The organism is Pseudomonas sp. GW822-FHT02E03 (genome assembly GCF_058802325.1).
Genome location: NZ_JBXAOA010000002.1, coordinates 149369 through 166036, shown reverse-complemented (window position 1 = coordinate 166036; position 16668 = coordinate 149369). Strand labels below are relative to the sequence as shown.

Annotated in this window: 15 protein-coding genes; 9 read left to right on the top strand and 6 right to left on the bottom strand. The window is 59.9% G+C overall.

The annotated features are described in order from the left end of the window. Positions 1 to 26 precede the first annotated feature (26 nt). Entirely contained in the window at positions 27 to 482 is a 456-nt protein-coding gene (gene dut, locus AC1RQB_RS02635; protein WP_007894692.1) for a dUTP diphosphatase, read from the bottom strand. Positions 483 to 487: 5 nt separating this feature from the next. Then, positions 488 to 1696, bottom strand: coding sequence for a bifunctional phosphopantothenoylcysteine decarboxylase/phosphopantothenate--cysteine ligase CoaBC (gene coaBC, locus AC1RQB_RS02630; RefSeq protein ID WP_063342132.1), 1209 nt, complete (start codon positions 1694 to 1696; stop codon positions 488 to 490). A gap of 135 nt (positions 1697 to 1831) precedes the next feature. Between coaBC and radC the strand changes: the two genes are divergently transcribed. Beyond that, positions 1832 to 2506 (top strand): RadC family protein, encoded by a 675-nt coding sequence (gene radC, locus AC1RQB_RS02625; protein WP_063342133.1) that lies wholly within the window; start codon positions 1832 to 1834, stop codon positions 2504 to 2506. A 72-nt stretch (positions 2507 to 2578) separates the two neighbouring features. Here radC and AC1RQB_RS02620 read toward each other — a convergent pair whose 3' ends face one another. Next, positions 2579 to 4168 (bottom strand): ABC transporter substrate-binding protein, encoded by a 1590-nt coding sequence (locus AC1RQB_RS02620; RefSeq protein WP_063342134.1) that lies wholly within the window; start codon positions 4166 to 4168, stop codon positions 2579 to 2581. A gap of 444 nt (positions 4169 to 4612) precedes the next feature. On the opposite strand from AC1RQB_RS02620, the gene rpmB reads away from it, so the two are divergent. Both rpmB and rpmG read left to right on the top strand, forming a co-directional pair. Continuing rightward, positions 4613 to 4846: a 50S ribosomal protein L28 gene (gene rpmB / locus AC1RQB_RS02615; protein WP_007894701.1), complete on the top strand. Its 234-nt coding sequence runs from the start codon at positions 4613 to 4615 to the stop codon at positions 4844 to 4846. Positions 4847 to 4857: 11 nt separating this feature from the next. Next, positions 4858 to 5013 (top strand): 50S ribosomal protein L33, encoded by a 156-nt coding sequence (gene rpmG, locus AC1RQB_RS02610; RefSeq protein WP_007894709.1) that lies wholly within the window; start codon positions 4858 to 4860, stop codon positions 5011 to 5013. 190 nt (positions 5014 to 5203) lie between these two features. Here the strand turns inward: rpmG and AC1RQB_RS02605 are convergent, their stop codons facing one another. Further along, positions 5204 to 5566: a cupin domain-containing protein gene (locus AC1RQB_RS02605; RefSeq protein ID WP_008073381.1), complete on the bottom strand. Its 363-nt coding sequence runs from the start codon at positions 5564 to 5566 to the stop codon at positions 5204 to 5206. A 227-nt stretch (positions 5567 to 5793) separates the two neighbouring features. Here AC1RQB_RS02605 and AC1RQB_RS02600 point away from each other — a divergent pair, with 227 nt between their 5' ends. Both AC1RQB_RS02600 and AC1RQB_RS02595 read left to right on the top strand, forming a co-directional pair. Then, entirely contained in the window at positions 5794 to 7287 is a 1494-nt protein-coding gene (locus tag AC1RQB_RS02600; RefSeq protein ID WP_038980753.1) for an aldehyde dehydrogenase, read from the top strand. 184 nt (positions 7288 to 7471) lie between these two features. Then, positions 7472 to 8617: an MFS transporter gene (locus tag AC1RQB_RS02595; RefSeq protein WP_063342135.1), complete on the top strand. Its 1146-nt coding sequence runs from the start codon at positions 7472 to 7474 to the stop codon at positions 8615 to 8617. A 184-nt stretch (positions 8618 to 8801) separates the two neighbouring features. Here AC1RQB_RS02595 and AC1RQB_RS02590 read toward each other — a convergent pair whose 3' ends face one another. After that, positions 8802 to 10430 carry a phospholipase D family protein gene (locus AC1RQB_RS02590; RefSeq protein ID WP_241824471.1) on the bottom strand — a complete coding sequence of 543 codons (1629 nt, stop codon included), beginning with the start codon at positions 10428 to 10430 and terminating at the stop codon, positions 8802 to 8804. 234 nt (positions 10431 to 10664) lie between these two features. Between AC1RQB_RS02590 and AC1RQB_RS02585 the strand changes: the two genes are divergently transcribed. The 4 genes from AC1RQB_RS02585 to AC1RQB_RS02570 all read left to right on the top strand — a co-directional run bounded on the left by AC1RQB_RS02585 (position 10665) and on the right by AC1RQB_RS02570 (position 15116). Beyond that, complete coding sequence (locus AC1RQB_RS02585; RefSeq protein WP_008073373.1) at positions 10665 to 11315, top strand: DUF1120 domain-containing protein; 651 nt, start codon at positions 10665 to 10667, stop codon at positions 11313 to 11315. Positions 11316 to 11431: 116 nt separating this feature from the next. After that, positions 11432 to 12136 carry a fimbria/pilus chaperone family protein gene (locus AC1RQB_RS02580; RefSeq protein WP_063342137.1) on the top strand — a complete coding sequence of 235 codons (705 nt, stop codon included), beginning with the start codon at positions 11432 to 11434 and terminating at the stop codon, positions 12134 to 12136. Next, positions 12136 to 14577 carry a fimbria/pilus outer membrane usher protein gene (locus AC1RQB_RS02575; RefSeq protein ID WP_063342138.1) on the top strand — a complete coding sequence of 814 codons (2442 nt, stop codon included), beginning with the start codon at positions 12136 to 12138 and terminating at the stop codon, positions 14575 to 14577. The genes AC1RQB_RS02580 and AC1RQB_RS02575 overlap by 1 nt, the downstream gene beginning before the upstream one ends. 14 nt (positions 14578 to 14591) lie before the next feature. Next, complete coding sequence (locus AC1RQB_RS02570; RefSeq protein ID WP_008073368.1) at positions 14592 to 15116, top strand: DUF1120 domain-containing protein; 525 nt, start codon at positions 14592 to 14594, stop codon at positions 15114 to 15116. 4 nt (positions 15117 to 15120) lie between these two features. Here the strand turns inward: AC1RQB_RS02570 and AC1RQB_RS02565 are convergent, their stop codons facing one another. Beyond that, positions 15121 to 16539, bottom strand: a complete 1419-nt coding sequence (locus AC1RQB_RS02565; protein WP_063342139.1) for an aminotransferase-like domain-containing protein — start codon at positions 16537 to 16539, stop codon at positions 15121 to 15123. Positions 16540 to 16668 lie beyond the last annotated feature (129 nt).

Here is a 16668-nt window from a genome sequence, read left to right as displayed (position 1 = left end):
AGCGCTCCCAGCCTGAATGCTGATGATTAGTGGCTGCCCGAGTGTCCGAAACCGCCGGTACCACGCTGGGTTTCGACGAACTCTTCGACCATTTCAAAATGCGCCTGGACTACCGGCACCAGCACCAATTGGGCCAGGCGTTCGCCTACCACCATGTTGAAATCGGTCTGGCCACGGTTCCAGCACGACACCATCAGCGGGCCCTGGTAATCGGAGTCGATCAGGCCGACCAGATTGCCCAGCACGATGCCGTGCTTATGGCCCAGGCCCGAGCGCGGCAGAATCAACGCCGCCAGGCCCGGATCGCCGATGTACACCGACAGGCCGGTAGGGATCAGCAGGGTTTCGCCCGGCTTGATGACGGTGTCTTTTTCCAGCATGGCGCGCAGGTCGAGGCCGGCGGAGCCTGGCGTGGCGTACTGCGGCAGCGGAAATTCGGTACCGATGCGGGGGTCGAGGATCTTGGCTTGCAAAGCGTGCATGTAAATTAAACCTGGTTCAGACGTTCGGCGATAAAAGTGATCAGCTGGCGAGCAATTTTGCTCTTGCTGGTCTGGGCGAAGAGTGTGGCGTGCAGCTCACGGTCGATCACGCTGCAGGCGTTTTCTTCGCTGTTGAAGCCAATACTCGGGTTCGCGACGTCATTGGCGACGATCAGATCGAGGTTCTTGTCTTTCAACTTGCGTGCAGCGTAATCGAGCAAGTGTTCGGTTTCGGCGGCGAAACCGACACTGAACGGACGGTCGGGACGGGTGGCGATGGTGGCCAGGATGTCTGGGTTGCGCACCATCTGTAGCAACAAGCCGTCGCCGTTCGTAGGGTCTTTCTTGAGTTTCTGTGGGGCGACGACTTCCGGACGGTAGTCCGCGACCGCAGCAGAGGCGATGAACAGGTCGCAAGGGATCGCCGCTTCGCAGGCGGCGAGCATGTCGCGGGCACTGACCACGTCGATACGCGTGACGCGATCCGGGGTCGGCAGGTGCACGGGACCTGTGATCAGGGTTACGCGAGCGCCGGCTTCTACCGCGGCCTCGGCCAGGGCGAAGCCCATTTTCCCGGAGCTGTGGTTGGTGATGTAGCGCACCGGGTCGATGTTTTCCTGGGTCGGGCCGGCGGTGATAAGCACATGTTTACCGGTCAGCGCCTGGCGCTGGAAGCAGTCTGCCGCGCACTGGGCGAGGTCGGTGGCTTCGAGCATGCGGCCCATGCCGACGTCGCCGCAGGCCTGGCTGCCGGAGGCCGGGCCGAAGACCTTGAGGTCACGGCTTTCGAGGGTGTGCAGGTTGGCCTGGGTCGCCGGGTCGCGCCACATGGCCTGGTTCATCGCTGGCGCCACCGCGACCACCGCGTCGGTGGCCAGCACCAGCGTGGTCAGCAGGTCGTCGGCGATGCCTTGGGCCAGGCGGGCGATCAGGTCCGCGGTGGCGGGGGCGATCAGCACCAGGTCGGCCCATTTGGCCAGCTCGATGTGGCCCATCGCGGCTTCGGCCGCAGGGTCCAGCAAATCGAGATGGACCGGATGCCCGGACAAGGCCTGCATGGTCAGCGGGGTAATGAATTCGCTGCCGCCGCGGGTCATGACCACGCGCACTTCTGCGCCCTGGTCGATCAGGCGGCGAACCAGCTCGGCGCTCTTGTAGGCAGCAATACCGCCGCCGACGCCCAGAACGATGCGTTTCCGATACAGCCGCTGCATAGGTCTGCCTTTCATTTCGTTGATGACTGCATGGCGATACCCCCTCCCCAGGAGTGAAATCGCCTGCAAAAAAGATGGGCTACGATATCACAGCGACCGCTACGGAACAGCGGCGCCCACAGACATGGAGGTGTTATGAGCATTCGCGATTGGCCGGCGGCCGAGCGGCCGCGGGAGAGGTTACTGGAGTTAGGCTCGGGGAGTCTTTCGGACGCCGAACTGCTGGCGATTTTTTTGCGTACCGGCGTATCCGGCAAAAGTGCGGTAGATCTGGCGCGACATTTGTTGACTCAGTTTGGCGGCCTGCGTTCGCTACTGGAGGCTGATCAAAAAACATTCAGCAAACAGTTAGGGCTCGGCCCTGCGAAATTCGCTCAGTTGCAGGCAGTTCAGGAAATGGGCAGACGGCATTTGGCTGAACGCTCGCGCTATAAGTCGGCGTTGGAAAATCCGCAGGCTGTGCGTGATTATCTGAAGTCGATGCTCCGCCATGAGCCCCACGAGGTGTTTGGCTGCCTGTTTCTGGATTCCAAGCACCGGGTATTGGCGTTCGAAGCGCTGTTCCGCGGCTCCATCGACAACACCAGCGTCTATCCCCGGCAGGTGGTCAAACGCGCTCTGGCCCATAACGCCGCAGCGCTGATCCTGTGCCACAACCATCCGTCGGGTAACCCCGATCCCAGTCAGGCCGACCGAATGCTGACCAAGCGTCTGCAAGAGGCGCTGGACCTGATCGATGTGCGGGTACTCGATCATTTCATCGTCGGTGACGGCGATCCGCTGTCCATGGCCGAGTACGGGTGGATGTGAGGGAGGCAGCGGCAAGCTTCAAGTTTCAAGCGGCAAGCTGGAGCAGTGCGCGGAATGCTTGCCGCTTGCCGCTTATGGCTTGAAGCTGATTTTTGAGTAGTCCTGCCGGCCAAACGGACTGACCTGATAGCCCTGCACATCCTTACGTGTCAGCGCGAAGGCTGTCGGGTGCACCAGTGGCAGCCACAACGCCTGTTGCTGGATCAGCGCCTGGGCCTGTTCGTAAAGCTTGGTGCGCACACCTTGCTCGCCGGTGGTCTTGCCGGCGCTGATCAGCTTGTCCAGGTCCTGGTTGCAGTAGCGGGCGAAGTTGGTGCCGGATTTGACCCCCGCGCAGGAAAACTGCGGTGTGAGGAAGTTATCCGGGTCGCCGTTGTCGCCTGCCCAGCCCATGAACAGTAGATCGTGCTCGCCGGCCTTGGCGCGGCGAATCAGTTCGCCCCATTCGATCACTCGAATCTCGGCCTGGATGCCGATTTCCGCCAGATCGGACTGCAGCAATTGCGCCCCGAGGCTCGGATTGGGGTTCAGCAGGCTGCCGGAAGGGCGGGTCCAGATGGTGGTCTGGAAACCATTCTTGAGTCCGGCCTTGGCCATCAGCGCACGGGCCTTTTCGACGTCGTGCGAGTAGCCCGGCAAGCCTTTGGCGTAGCTCCAGGTGTTGGGCGGATATGGGCCGTTGGCGGGTTCGGCGGTGTCTTCGAACACGGCTTTGACATAGTTGGCCTTGTCGAACGCTAGATTGATCGCCTGGCGTACTTCAGGTTTATCCAGCGGCGGATGCTGGCTGTTGATGCCGACGAAGGCGGTCATGAAGGCGTCAGTCTTTTCGACTTTCAAGGTTGGCTCTTTCAGCGCGGCCCGTACATCCAGAGGCTTGGGTGACAGGGCGATCTGGCATTCGTTGCGGCGCAATTTCTGCAAACGCACGTTGGCATCCGGAGTGATGGCAAAGATCAGCGGGTCCACCGACGGCTTGCCACGAAAGTAATCCGGGTTGGCTTTGTAGCGAATCGAGGCGTCTTTCTGGAAACGCGTGAAGATGAACGGGCCGCTGCCGATCGGCTGGCTGTTGAGCTTTTCCGGAGTGCCGGCCTTCATGAGTTGGTCGGCGTATTCGGCCGAATAGATCGAGGCGAAACCCATGCTCAGGGTGGGCAGGAAAGTCGAGTCCGGGTGATCGAGGGTGAAGCGGATGGTAAGCGGGTCCAATGCGTCGATCTTCTTGATCAGCGCGGGTAACTGCATCGACTGGGCGTGCGGGAAACCGCTTTGGGCGACTTTGTGCCATGGGTTCGCCGGGTCGAGCATGCGGTCGAAGCTGAACTTCACGTCTTCGGCGGTCAGTTCACGCGTCGGGCTGAAGTATTCGGTGCGATGAAATTTCACCTGCGGGTGCAATTTGAAGACGTAGGTCAGGCCATCGGGCGTGACTTCCCAGCTTTCCGCAAGGCTGGCGACCACTTTGCCGCTGGCCGTGTCGAAGTCCACCAGGCGGTCCATCAGCACATCGGCCGAGGCGTTGGTGGTGGTCAGCGAGTTGTATTGCACCACATCGAACCCTTCCGGGCTGGCTTCGGTGCAGACGCTCAGGGCGGCGGCCATAGCCTGTGGGCTCAGTAGAAGCGGGGCGAGCAGCAGCGGTAGGGCAGCGAGGCGCATGGTCGGATTCCTTTACAGATCGAAGGCCCATCTGCAAGTGCAGTCTGGAAAAGTCTTACCCTAGTGGGCTCTTTTGCAAATGACTATCCCCTTTTTCATTTTAAGGGGACTATGTGCGCTTGTTTCGGTGATGCGGACCGAGGAAAACCCGGAATCGGTCGGTTGGCCGATTCTCTGCGACGAGCGGTCTTAATCGGCGACAGCCTTTATCCAAGGCGCCCGGTGGCCGAAAAATGGGGAATTTATTAAGTCCGCGCACACGGAATGTTGTTGCTCTTCAGTCTTTCTGGTATAAAGCAGCGCTCTTTTCTAGGGGCCCGGTTCCTTCACTGTAGGTGTAGCCGGTAAGACCTCTAAAGAAACGCGGCGCCTGGCGCCAAATGACTGAGAGATTAAGCGGCCAACCCATGCCGGGTTGGGCATGTGGTTTTAGAGGGCTGAGGCATGTCGAGAGTATGTCAAGTTACCGGTAAGGGTCCGGTGACTGGGAATAACATTTCCCACGCAAACAACAAAACCCGTCGTCGTTTCCTGCCGAACCTGCAGCATCACCGCTTCTGGGTTGAAGAAGAGAAACGTTTCGTGCGTCTGCGCGTATCTGCCAAAGGCATGCGTATCATCGACAAGCGTGGCATCACTGTCGTGCTGGCCGAAATCCGCAAAGCCGGCAAGATCTAAGGGAGCTAATCATGCGTGAATTGATTCGTTTGATTTCGAGCGCCGGTACTGGTCACTTCTACACTACCGACAAGAACAAGCGCACTACTCCGGACAAAATCGAGATCAAGAAATTTGATCCGGTTGTTCGTAAGCACGTGATCTACAAAGAAGGCAAAATCAAGTAATTGATTTTTCCCTCTTACGAAAAAGGCCCGTATCGCGAGATGCGGGCCTTTTTTGTGCCTGTCTATTTTGTATTGCCTGGACCGGCCCCTTCGCGAGCAAGCCCGCTCCCACATTGGATTTGTGAACGACGCAGATCAAATGTGGGAGCGGGCTTGCTCGCGAAGGGGGCGGCCGGGGCAGCACAACTCCTCAAGCCTTCTGTTCAAACACCACATAAATCTTGCGGCAAGGCTCCAGCACTTCCCAAGTCCCACGAAAGCCCGCCGGGATCACGAAGCGATCACCTACACGCAAGGTCTTGGCATTGCCATCGTCGTCGCGCAGCACTGAAACCCCCTGAAGGATTTCGCAGTATTCGTGCTCGGTGTAGTTCACTCGCCACTGGCCGACTTCGCCTTCCCAAACACCTGCACTCATCTGGCCGCACGGGCTGTTGTAGTGGTTGTACACCGCTTGCTCGGGGTCGCCCTTGAGGACTTTTGCAGGGTCGGGCCGGTAACGATCGGGCTGGGTGTTGGCCTGGCTGAAATCGACGATATCCTGAATGCTCATGCTGGTATTCCCCCGTGATTGCGCTGGAAAATTGAAAGTCTATGTTTATTAAAATGAACATCGCAAGGCCGTTTGCCAGCCTTGTGTCAAATATATTGAAACTTCACCGGCCGCTGGTTTAGGGTAATGGTTGCCTTGAGCCGAAAAGCAGGCTGGCCGGGCAGAATTCCTGACAGCGCCCACATAGAACGCGGGGCACTCGTATTCAATAAGAGGAGGACACTCGAATGACCACCCTGACTCGTGCCGACTGGGAGCAGCGGGCTCGCGATCTGAAGATCGAAGGCCGCGCCTACATCAATGGCGAATACACCGATGCCGTCTCCGGCGAGACCTTCGAGTGCATCAGCCCGGTCGATGGCCGTCTGCTGGGCAAGATTGCCAGCTGTGACGCCGCTGACGCCCAGCGTGCCGTGGACAACGCCCGCGCGACTTTCAATTCCGGCGCCTGGTCGCGCCTGGCGCCGACCAAACGCAAAGCCACCATGATTCGTTTTGCCGGCCTGCTCAAACAGCACGCCGAAGAGCTGGCCCTGCTCGAAACCCTGGACATGGGCAAGCCAATCAGCGATTCCCTGTACATCGACGTTCCCGGCGCGGCGCAAGCCCTGAGCTGGAGCGGTGAAGCCATCGACAAGATCTACGACGAAGTCGCTGCCACCCCGCACGATCAGCTGGGTCTGGTGACTCGCGAGCCGGTCGGCGTGGTCGGCGCAATCGTGCCGTGGAACTTCCCGTTGATGATGGCCTGCTGGAAGCTCGGCCCGGCGCTGTCCACCGGTAACTCGGTGATCCTCAAGCCTTCCGAAAAATCGCCGCTGACAGCGATCCGCATTGCGGCGCTGGCGGTTGAAGCCGGTATCCCGAAAGGTGTGCTGAACGTGCTGCCGGGCTACGGTCATACCGTCGGCAAGGCCCTGGCCCTGCACAACGACGTCGACACCCTGGTGTTTACCGGTTCGACCAAGATCGCCAAGCAACTGCTGATCTACTCCGGCGAATCGAACATGAAGCGCGTCTGGCTCGAAGCTGGCGGCAAGAGCCCGAATATCGTGTTCGCCGATGCGCCGGACCTGCAAGCCGCCGCCGAAGCCGCTGCCGGTGCCATCGCCTTCAACCAGGGCGAAGTCTGCACCGCCGGTTCGCGCCTGCTGGTCGAGCGTTCGATCAAGGACAAATTCCTGCCGCTGGTGATCGAGGCCCTGAAAACCTGGAAGCCGGGCAACCCGCTGGACCCGGCCACCAATGTCGGTGCGCTGGTGGACACCCAGCAGATGAACACTGTGTTGTCTTACATTGAGTCCGGTCACACCGATGGCGCCAAACTGGTGGCGGGCGGCAAGCGCATTCTTCAGGAAACCGGTGGCACTTACGTTGAGCCGACGATTTTCGATGGCGTGAGCAACGCGATGAAAATTGCTCAGGAAGAAATCTTTGGTCCGGTGTTGTCGGTCATCACCTTCGACAGCGCTGAAGAAGCCATCCAGATCGCCAACGACACGCCTTACGGTCTGGCCGCTGCAGTCTGGACCGCCGACATCTCCAAGGCTCACCTGACCGCCAAGGCTTTGCGTGCAGGTAGCGTGTGGGTCAATCAGTACGACGGCGGCGACATGACCGCGCCGTTCGGTGGCTTCAAACAGTCCGGCAACGGTCGCGACAAATCGCTGCACGCGTTCGACAAGTACACCGAGCTGAAGGCGACCTGGATCAAGTTGTAAGTCAGTAAAGGAGCCCGAATGTAAATTGGGCTCCTGAACGACACAGATCCCCTGTGGGAGCGGGCTTGCTCGCGAAGGCGGTGTAACAGCCAACATCAATGTTGGATGTGATGGCCTCTTCGCGAGCAAGCCTGCTCCCACAGTGTTTTGTGCTGTACATAAAATATCCACAGGAGTGTGGAACATGCGTTGGGCGACGTATTTCGCCGTTTTGGCGTCTGTCTTGAGTGTCGGCCTGGCCCTGGGTGTCAGCATGCCGTTGGTATCGCTGCGTCTGGAAGGCTGGGGTTACGGCTCGTTCGCGATCGGCGTGATGGCGGCGATGCCGGCCATTGGCGTACTGCTGGGGGCGAAAGTCTCCAGCCACCTCGCGGCCCGTCTTGGCACGGCCAATCTGATGCGCCTGTGCCTGTGGGCCGGGGCGGTGTCCATCGGGTTGTTGGCAGTGTGGCCGAGCTATCCGGTCTGGTTGGTGTTGCGGTTGATGATCGGGGTGATCCTGACCCTCGTCTTTATCCTCGGTGAAAGCTGGATCAATCAACTGGTGGTTGAGCAATGGCGCGGTCGACTGGTGGCGCTGTACGGCAGCAGTTACGCGTTGAGTCAGCTGGCCGGGCCGTTACTGTTGGGGGCGTTGGGCACCGAGCATGATTATGGTTTCTGGGTCGGCGTCGGTTTGCTGATGACGTCACCGTTCCTGCTGTTGGGCCGCAGCGGCGCACCCACCAGCGAAGCTTGCAGCGTAACCCTCGGTGACTTGTTGACCTTCTGCCGCGGCTTGCCGGCGATTGCCTGGGCGGTGTCGCTGTTCGCGGCGTTCGAAGCGATGATCCTGACCTTGCTGCCGGTCTATTGCCTGCGTCAGGGCTTCACCACGGAAATCGCCTTGGCGATGGTCAGTACCGTGGTGGTGGGTGATGCCTTGCTGCAGTTGCCGATTGGTGCGCTGGCCGATCGCTTGTCACGGCGTACGTTGTTCACCGGCTGTGCGATGCTCTTGTTGCTGTCGAGCCTGGCGATTCCGTTGCTGATCGACACGTTAGTGATCTGGCCGTTGTGGGTATTGTTTGGTGCCAGTGCCGGCGGTTTGTTCACCTTGTCGCTGATCTTGATTGGCGAGCGCTATCGCGACGATGCCTTGGTGCGCGCCAATGCCCATATCGCACAGTTATGGGGAATTGGTTGCCTGATCGGGCCCTTGGCGGCCGGTGCCGGGAGCCAGTGGATCAGCGGGCATGCCTTGCCATTGCTAATGGCGGCGGGCGCGTTGGGGTTGGTGATTCTGGTGTCGCGGCAAGGGGCGTTTGGTGTGGTTGCCGAACCAGCCTGAGCGCTGCACAACCCTGTGGCGAGGGAGCTTGCCTGTGGCGAGGGAGCTTGCTCCCGTCGGGTCGCGCAGCGGCCCTGAATCATGCCCACCGCTTATTCAAATAGAACACGGATGCCGATTTGCGACTGCTGCGCAGCCGAACGGGAGCAAGCTCCCTCGCCACAATTCATCACCAGCCTTCTGACTACAGCATCCGCTCCAGGCCGACCATGCTGCTGAGCCATGAATTGAAACGCCGCCACCAACCCCCTGGTTCTTTGGTCAATGTGTGCGGCTTGCCGTCATCTTCGGTGACCCAGACGATTTGACCCTTTTCCAGCCGGGCCTGATAGCTCAGGGCAGGCGCCATACCCTCCAGTGCCAGTTCACGCACTCGTCCGGCGAGCTGCGGGTTGTCCACCAGTACCCCGACTTCGGTGTTCCACAGTACCGAGCGCGGGTCGAAATTGAACGAGCCGATGAAGGCTTTCTGTTGGTCGAAAATCATCGCCTTGCTGTGCAGGCTGGAGTCAGAACTACGGTAGGAGCTACTGCCGCCGTGAAACAGGTTCGATCCGCTACCGCCGTTGTCTCCATTGTCGTCGGGCTGACGGCGTAATTCGAACAGCTGCACCCCATGCTCCAGCAAGGCTTTGCGATAAGGCGCGTAACCACCGTGCGTGGCTGGTACGTCGGTGGCTTCCAGTGAGTTGGTCAGCACACTGATCGATACGCCGGCATCGGCGCGACCGGTCAGGTAAACCAGCCCCGGTTGGCCGGGTACCAGGTAGGCCGAGACCATGATCAGCTCTTTGCTGACCCCATTGAGCTCGGGCGCCAACTGGGTGGTCAGCAGCAAGTGCGGGTCAGGTTCGCCGTCGGACAGCACCTTGCTCGGTGCGTCCCACAATGCCTGGTTCCAGGCCCAGATCAGCTCCCGGCGCCAGACATCCAGGCGCGGGTGAGTGGTGTAGGCCATTAACTGCTGATAAAGCGCGTGGTTCTGTTTGCGCGTTTCCTCCAGGGATTCGTCCAGTCGGACCCGGGTGTTTCTCAGATCCCTGGCTGTCGGCTTGGTCGAGAGAAACTGCTCGATCGGCTTGCTCAGGGCGCTGTTCCAGTACTGGTCGAAGCTGTGTCCCAACTGCTCTGCAACCGGGCCGACACTGAGCATGTCGATGTCGGTGAAATTCAGGTTGGGCTCGGCATCGAAATACTCGTCCCCCAAGTTACGCCCTCCAACGATAGCCGCGCTGTTGTCCGCCACCCACAGTTTGTTGTGCATGCGCCGGTGTTGCTGCGACAGGTTGAAGAACCGGCCCATCGTTCGCGTAACGACGGTGCTGCGGCCCAGGTGCAGCGGGTTGAATACGCGGATCTGAATCTTCGGATGGGCGGCGAGGGTCGCGATGATCCGGTCCAGGCCATCGCTGGTGGTGTCGTCGAGCAGAATCCGCACCCGCACGCCGCGGTCGGCGGCCTTGAGCAGCTCGCTCACCAGTATTCGTGTGCTGATGCCGTCATGGACGATGTAGTACTGCAGATCGAGGCTGCTTTGGGCGTTGCGAATCAGCTCGGCGCGGGCGGTGAAGGCCTCGGCGCTATCGGAGAGCAAGCGAAAACCCGATTGGCCCTCATGGGGGGCAGCCTGTGCCTGGATCGACCGGCCGAACGCCGAGTTCGCCGCCGGTAGGGCCTGACTCGGTTCTCGGACGACATCAAGGCTGGTGCAACTGCCGAGCAACAAGGCGAGCAACAAAGCGAAGGGCCGGACCGGAATGAGTATCAAGGCAGGATTTCTCGCGTCGGGGTCAACGGAAGTATGGCACGGCATTGGGATCGCACACGTTTGAAGGGTGGCATGACTGTGATTGATCGGATCCGACGGTGAGAAACGAAAAGAGCCACAGGTTCTGTCGCCGATGCCCAATTGATATGGCGACTTCCCCTACATAAAAAACCTACAAGAAACGGAATGATCGCCGGGTATTCGACGTGTCGGAAGAAAGCCTGATTTCCCGCTGCATTCGACGCGTTGGTACTTTCATCCATTCACAGGTAAGTGTTTATGAAGAAGCTTGTTTTGATGGCCGCTTTAACAGCAGCCATCGCTCCATTAACCGTTCAAGCGGCAAGTGTCGACCTGAATATCAGCGGTACGGTCATTCCGACTTCCTGCATTCCTGCTTTCGCCGGTGGCAGTAACGTCGATCTGGGGCGGATCTTTTCCTCGACGTTGAGCGCGACAACACAAAACGATCTCCCGCCGCGAGACATCACGTTGAAGATCGCATGCGACGCACCCGCTGCGGTGGAGATTGCAGTCACGGACAATCGGGGCGGTACCAAAGTGCCGGGCCTCACGTTCAATGGCCGCTCCGGTGATCAACTTTACTATGGCCTCGGCAGCACGAATGGCGTCGGCATCGGCGGTTTCGGCCTACTGACCGGCCAGCCCCTGACCGATGGCAACCCGCAGACTTTCCTGGTGCGCTCTCCGGCCAATCCGGTATGGCGAGTTCCGGTCAGCGGCCTGATGTCCAACGCCCCGGTTTCGTATTCCTGGGGGCCTGGTGCAGCAGCCGGCCCGGCCGCCGCGCGTCTGCATGTCTTTCCGATGAAAGTGGCTGCGGCTATTCGCCCGACCTCCGAACTGCCCGCGACCACCGACGAGTTTCCCCTCGACGGTTCGGTGACGTTCGACGTGTTCTACCTCTGAGCCGACGCTGCATAACGGGCTGACGGTCATACCGCTATTGGCCGTTTCCTGGCGTGTTATCGGGCATCGACAGGCATTGCGTTCGCCGTGCTGGTCGATGCCCTCTGGAGAACTTCATGTGTCCCCCTAAATCTTTGCAGGCGCTCGGTGCCATTGCGGCCCTGTGCCTGTCATTTTTCAGTGCGCTGGCGATGGCGGCTGGCATGGTGCCGCAAACCCCTGTCGTAATAGTCGATGAGGCATTGGGCGAAGCGACCCTCAATGTCAAAAACTCCGACGAACAACCGGCATTGCTCCACAGCACGATCGAACACATCGCAGAGGATGACGAACCGCTGTTGCTGCTGACTCCACCCGTGGCCCGGGTTGAGCCGGGGCAGAGCCAGCAGGTCAGGTTCATCTTGCGCAGCACTAAATCTCTGGAAACCGAACGCCTGAAACGGGTGGTGTTCGAGGGAATAAAGCCTCGTCAAGGCGCCGACGGTGCTCGGCTCAGCCTGGGCGTGCGGCAGAACATTCCGGTGATCTTGCGCCCGGCCAACTTGGCAGTGGACCGCGCGCCCTGGAAACATCTGCTCTGGAGCGTTGTTGGCGACCGGGTGCAAGTGAGCAATCCCGGCCCCTATGTAGTGCGGCTCGCCAAATCGGTGAGCTTGATCCCCAGTGGCGCGATGCTCGATCTCGGGCGCACCTACATTCTGCCCGGCGAAGTACTGACGCTCACCGCCGTGTCGACGTTGGGCACCCATGTGCGGATTTTTCCCGCGACTACTTATGGATTCGCCGTCGACAGCCATGATGCGCCGTTGAGCCGCCGATAATGAGTCGCCGCAATCCTTGGTATGGCGGCTTACGTTGCTGGGTCGGCAGTCTGATTCTGGTGATTGATGTGACAGGAAAAGCCTGGGGCGAAACGCCGATCGAATTCGATCGCGCGGTGCTTGAGGCCCGGGGCATCGACCCGAAAGTCGCCGAGCATTTTCGCGATTTACCCCGTTTTCAGGCCGGCCGTACGCGAGTCCTCTTGCAGGTCAATGGCTCGCCCATCGGGCAGGTGTTGGCCACCTTCGATGACGAAGGCCAGTTATGCCTTGATGCGAACCTGCTCGATTATGCCGGTATTGCTGCGCCGCCAGGTTTGCCCGACAGTGCTGACGACAAAGCGTGTTTACGGGCAACCGAGGGGATAGCCGCTGCGCAGGTGCGACTCTCTCCAGGCCAGCAACAAGTGGCGCTTCTGGTTCCCACTGATCTGTTGCTCGCGCAGCCTCGGCTACAGCGAAACTGGGCGTCAGGTGGTGTGGCGGGGGTGTTGAACTATGACGCGCTAGTGGTTTCCAGCTCAGGCGCGGACGCCTCCAGGCAGTATCGCAACCTGGGTACGGAACTGGGATTCAATGCCGGAGACTGGGTCGTGCGCAGTCGCCAGAATTACACTGCCTTCGAGGGGGTGGCGCGGTTTGAAACGTTGTACACCCAGGCATCGCGAACCTGGGAGCGTTATCAGGCCAATGTACAACTTGGCCAGCTCAATATGCGTTCGTCGCTGTTTGCCGGTGAGCCCTTTACCGGCATCCAGGTCCTGCCGGAAACAGCGTTCGCCTTGCGCAGTCAGGAAGGTCTCGGCGTCGGAACGGCGGTCGAAGGGATAGCTTACTCACCGTCACGGATAGAAGTGCGCCAAAGCGGTGTCGTGATTTACACCACCCTGGTTCCCGCTGGGCCATTCACCTTGCGCGATATACCTGTACTCAGCCTTCAACTGGACCTTGAAGTCACAGTCATCGAAGAAAGCGGCGAACAGCGCCACTTCCGGGTGCCGGCAGCCAATGTGCGTCCGCTGAGTGGGTTGACCCCACCGGGCTTCGCCATCGCGGCGGGCCAGGTGCGGCGGTTCACCCATGACGAGCGTGAGACACCCTCGTTTTTTGCCGCCAGCAAGGATTGGCAGTGGGGCTCGGACTCGTTATTCACCGCCGGTTGGATGGGGAGCAGCGCCTATCAGTCATTGGGCTGGGGAGTGCAACAAGCCTTGACGCGCGACTCGATGGTGAGCATTCAGCACTTGAGTTCGCGTACAGCGTCAGCGGGGCAGGGCCAAAGCCTGCAGGCGACTTTCAGCACCTCGTTGGGCCCCGGCTTGTCCGCCAGCTTGACCGCAGCTCAGCGCACTAACGGGTTTCGAACCTTGGCGGACATCGGGTCGGAATCTCTGAACGATGACCCTTATGGCCGGGCAGAACGTCAATGGGGGGCTTCAGTTAATTATTCAGATCGGCATTGGGGCGCGTTCAGTGGTTCGATGACCCGCTATGCCATGGCCGGTAGCTCGGATCGATCGCGGATCAGTGCTTCATGGTCTCGGGAATTCGGTGCTGCCAACCTGTCGCTGAATGTGCAGCGCGAAAGTGGTGACGATGATCGCGGTACCGGCGTTTACGCCACCCTTGGCTTTCCCCTCGGGCGAAACCGTAGTCTGAGGGTATACGGTCGTCAGGATCGCCAGCAGGGGATGCGCACCGGCGCACGTTACAACGAACAAGTCAGCGAGACATCGAGCTACAGCATCAATGCCGAACGTGCCGATACCGGTCAGACAAATCTCGACGGGCGCATCAGTCTGCTGCCTCGTTACACCAGTGTCGACCTCGGCTATTCGCACAGCAGTGTCGGCACCCGCAGCTATGATTTCGCGTTGCGCGGCGGTGTGGCTGTTCACGAAAGTGGACTCACGCCATCACCTTATGCACTGCGCGATACTTTTGGTCTGCTGAAGATTGGCTCCGATGCCGGGGTAAAAATCAGCACGCCTCAGGGACCGGTCTGGACCGATGGCACTGGCAGGGCGGTAGCGGCCAGCCTGCCGGCGTACCAGAGCAGTCGTCTGGAAATAGACACCGTCAGCCTGCCGCGTAATGTCGAAGTGCTCAATGGTTTTCAGGAAATCGAAACCGGACGCGGCGCGGTACCTCGACTCGACTTTAAGCTGAGCAGCGCCCGCCGGCTGATGCTGCATGTGCGAACCGAGGCCGGGCAATGGGTACCCAAGGGAGGGGCGGTGTACGACAGCGAGGGTGTGTACCTGACCAGTGTGGTTGAGACCGGTCTGGTGTACATCGCCGATGCTCCCGAGTGGCTTGGGCTGCAATTGACGTTGCCCGACGATCGTCGCTGCCTGCTTGAGTTCGACACCCGCCAACTCCCAGAAACCACCGCGCCTTACCAGACCGCCGAAGTGACCTGTCGGGCGGGTGATAGTTGATCCAGAGGACGTTCATGAAAGATTTTGTCAGGCTCTTGTTGCTGGCATTGTGGCCGGTCGCGCTACCAAGTTATGCGCAGGCGGACTGCACGATGCAGCTCAATCCCATGGTGCTGGATTATGGTTCGCATACCCGTGATGGCTTGCAGGCGTCGAATACGGGGTCGGCTCTGAGTTTCGGCATTCGGCGGATATATCTGAACGTGCAATGCAGCGAGCCGCAACCGATGACGCTACGGTTCGAGGCGCCGGCTGTCGACGCGCAGCACTATCGGTTCGGGCCGGGCTTTATGCAGATGCGTCTGGTTGCTACACGACTCGATGGCCAGGCAGTCAACTGGTTAAGAGAATCCGATGGCGCGCACAACGTAGCGCTGCTGCGGCCAGGCGATCGCATCCGACCCAGGCTCGACGGTCAGCCTCTGGCTGGCCAGCATTGGCGCCTGGAACTGGATATCGAAACCCTCGTCTCCCCACAAGCGACACGCGTTCGCGACATAACCCCGTTCCAGGCATGGGGACGATTTCAGCTGGACTGATCGTTCAGCCCTCAGCCAGCAATTTGATAGCTGTCGCACCGACCTTGCGCACTGCTTCTTCGATCTGCGGGGTTGTTTTGGCCGCGTAGTTCATTCGCAGGCAATTGCGGTATTTGCCCGAGGCGGAAAAGATACTGCCGACAGCAATCTGTACGCCTTGATCATGCAGCGCCCGATTGAGTTTCAGGGTATCGAAGCCCTCCGGCAGTTCGACCCACAGCATGAAGCTGCCTTGCGGACGGCTGGCCCGGGTACCGGTGGGGAAATAGCGGGTCACCCAGTCGATCATCGCGTCGCGATTGCGCTGGTATTGCGTGCGCATCCGCCGCAAATGTGGTTCGAAGTGCCCGGCCTTGAGGAATTCGGCAATCGCAATCTGCGGTTGCGGCGCGGTAGAGCCCGTGCTGATGTACTTCATGTGCAGCACCCGTTCCAGATAACGGCCCGGTGCGACCCAACCAATGCGCAGGCCTGGTGCCAGGGTCTTGGAAAAAGAACTGCAGAGCAGGACGCGGCCGTCTTCGTCGAAGGATTTGATCGTGCGTGGGCGAGGGTAGGTGTAGGCCAGTTCGCCATACACATCGTCCTCGATAATCGCCACGTCGAAACGCTGTGCGAGCGTCAACAACGCACGTTTGCGCGCCTCCGGCATGATGTAGCCAAGCGGGTTGTTGCAGTTGGGAGTCAACTGTATGGCCTTGATCGGCCATTGCTCCAATGCCAGTTCCAAAGCTTCGAGGCTAATGCCGGTGAGCGGGTCGGTGGGGATTTCCAGCGCTTTCATGCCCAGGCCTTTGAGCGTCTGCATGGCGCCGTGAAAGCTCGGCGAATCCACGGCGACGATGTCACCCGGCTCGCAGATGGCGCGGATGCTGGTGGACAGTGCTTCGTGGCAACCGGTAGTGATCACCAGATCGTTGGCGCTCAACTGGCAGCCGGAGTCGAGCATCAGGCGAGCGATCTGCTCGCGCAATTCAAGGGTGCCATAGATGTTGTCGTAATACAGACCGGGCATGTCCTGCCGACGGCTGATTCGCGCCAGGCTGCGCAGCAGCGGTTTCATGGTCGGCGTGGTGATGTCCGGCATGCCGCGACCCAGTTGCACGACGTCCTTGCGCGGCACGGCGCGGATGAGTTCCAGCACCTGGTCCCACTGCGAAATATCCACCGGTCGCTGGGCCGGCCGGCCAACTACTGGCAGCTCCGGCAGTTCGCGACTTACGGGCACGAAGTAGCCGGACTTGGGTTTGGGCATCGCCAGACCAACGTCTTCCAGCACTCGATAGGCCTGCTGCACCGTGCTCAGGCTGACCCCGTGTTCGACACTCAATGCCCGCACCGAGGGTAACCGGTCGCCGGGGCGATAGAAGCCCTGTTCGATACGCGTGCCGAGCAACTCGGCGAGGTTGACGTAAAGGGTCATGGCGCAGTCTCGGTGTGAGTGATTCGGTTAACCAGTACAGATGGGGCGAAAATATGTGATTCAGAGGCTGAAACGGAAAATCTGTATGGAGTTAATACACATTCGTTGAATCTGTAATGCTTTTCGCCG

Excerpts from the sequence above, each read along its gene's own strand:
- AC1RQB_RS02580 (WP_063342137.1), top strand. The coding sequence starts at position 11,432 with ATGTGTCCCCCTAAATCTTTGCAGGCGCTCGGTGCCATTGCGGCCCTG.
- AC1RQB_RS02605 (WP_008073381.1), bottom strand. The coding sequence starts at position 5,566 with ATGAGCATTCAGGATATCGTCGATTTCAGCCAGGCCAACACCCAGCCC.
- AC1RQB_RS02570 (WP_008073368.1), top strand. The coding sequence starts at position 14,592 with ATGAAAGATTTTGTCAGGCTCTTGTTGCTGGCATTGTGGCCGGTCGCG.
- AC1RQB_RS02620 (WP_063342134.1), bottom strand. The coding sequence starts at position 4,168 with ATGCGCCTCGCTGCCCTACCGCTGCTGCTCGCCCCGCTTCTACTGAGC.
- AC1RQB_RS02595 (WP_063342135.1), top strand. The coding sequence starts at position 7,472 with ATGCGTTGGGCGACGTATTTCGCCGTTTTGGCGTCTGTCTTGAGTGTC.
- AC1RQB_RS02585 (WP_008073373.1), top strand. The coding sequence starts at position 10,665 with ATGAAGAAGCTTGTTTTGATGGCCGCTTTAACAGCAGCCATCGCTCCA.
- rpmB (WP_007894701.1), top strand. The coding sequence starts at position 4,613 with ATGTCGAGAGTATGTCAAGTTACCGGTAAGGGTCCGGTGACTGGGAAT.
- rpmG (WP_007894709.1), top strand. The coding sequence starts at position 4,858 with ATGCGTGAATTGATTCGTTTGATTTCGAGCGCCGGTACTGGTCACTTC.
- AC1RQB_RS02575 (WP_063342138.1), top strand. The coding sequence starts at position 12,136 with ATGAGTCGCCGCAATCCTTGGTATGGCGGCTTACGTTGCTGGGTCGGC.
- coaBC (WP_063342132.1), bottom strand. The coding sequence starts at position 1,696 with ATGCAGCGGCTGTATCGGAAACGCATCGTTCTGGGCGTCGGCGGCGGT.
- radC (WP_063342133.1), top strand. The coding sequence starts at position 1,832 with ATGAGCATTCGCGATTGGCCGGCGGCCGAGCGGCCGCGGGAGAGGTTA.
- AC1RQB_RS02590 (WP_241824471.1), bottom strand. The coding sequence starts at position 10,430 with ATGCCGTGCCATACTTCCGTTGACCCCGACGCGAGAAATCCTGCCTTG.
- dut (WP_007894692.1), bottom strand. The coding sequence starts at position 482 with ATGCACGCTTTGCAAGCCAAGATCCTCGACCCCCGCATCGGTACCGAA.
- AC1RQB_RS02565 (WP_063342139.1), bottom strand. The coding sequence starts at position 16,539 with ATGACCCTTTACGTCAACCTCGCCGAGTTGCTCGGCACGCGTATCGAA.
- AC1RQB_RS02600 (WP_038980753.1), top strand. The coding sequence starts at position 5,794 with ATGACCACCCTGACTCGTGCCGACTGGGAGCAGCGGGCTCGCGATCTG.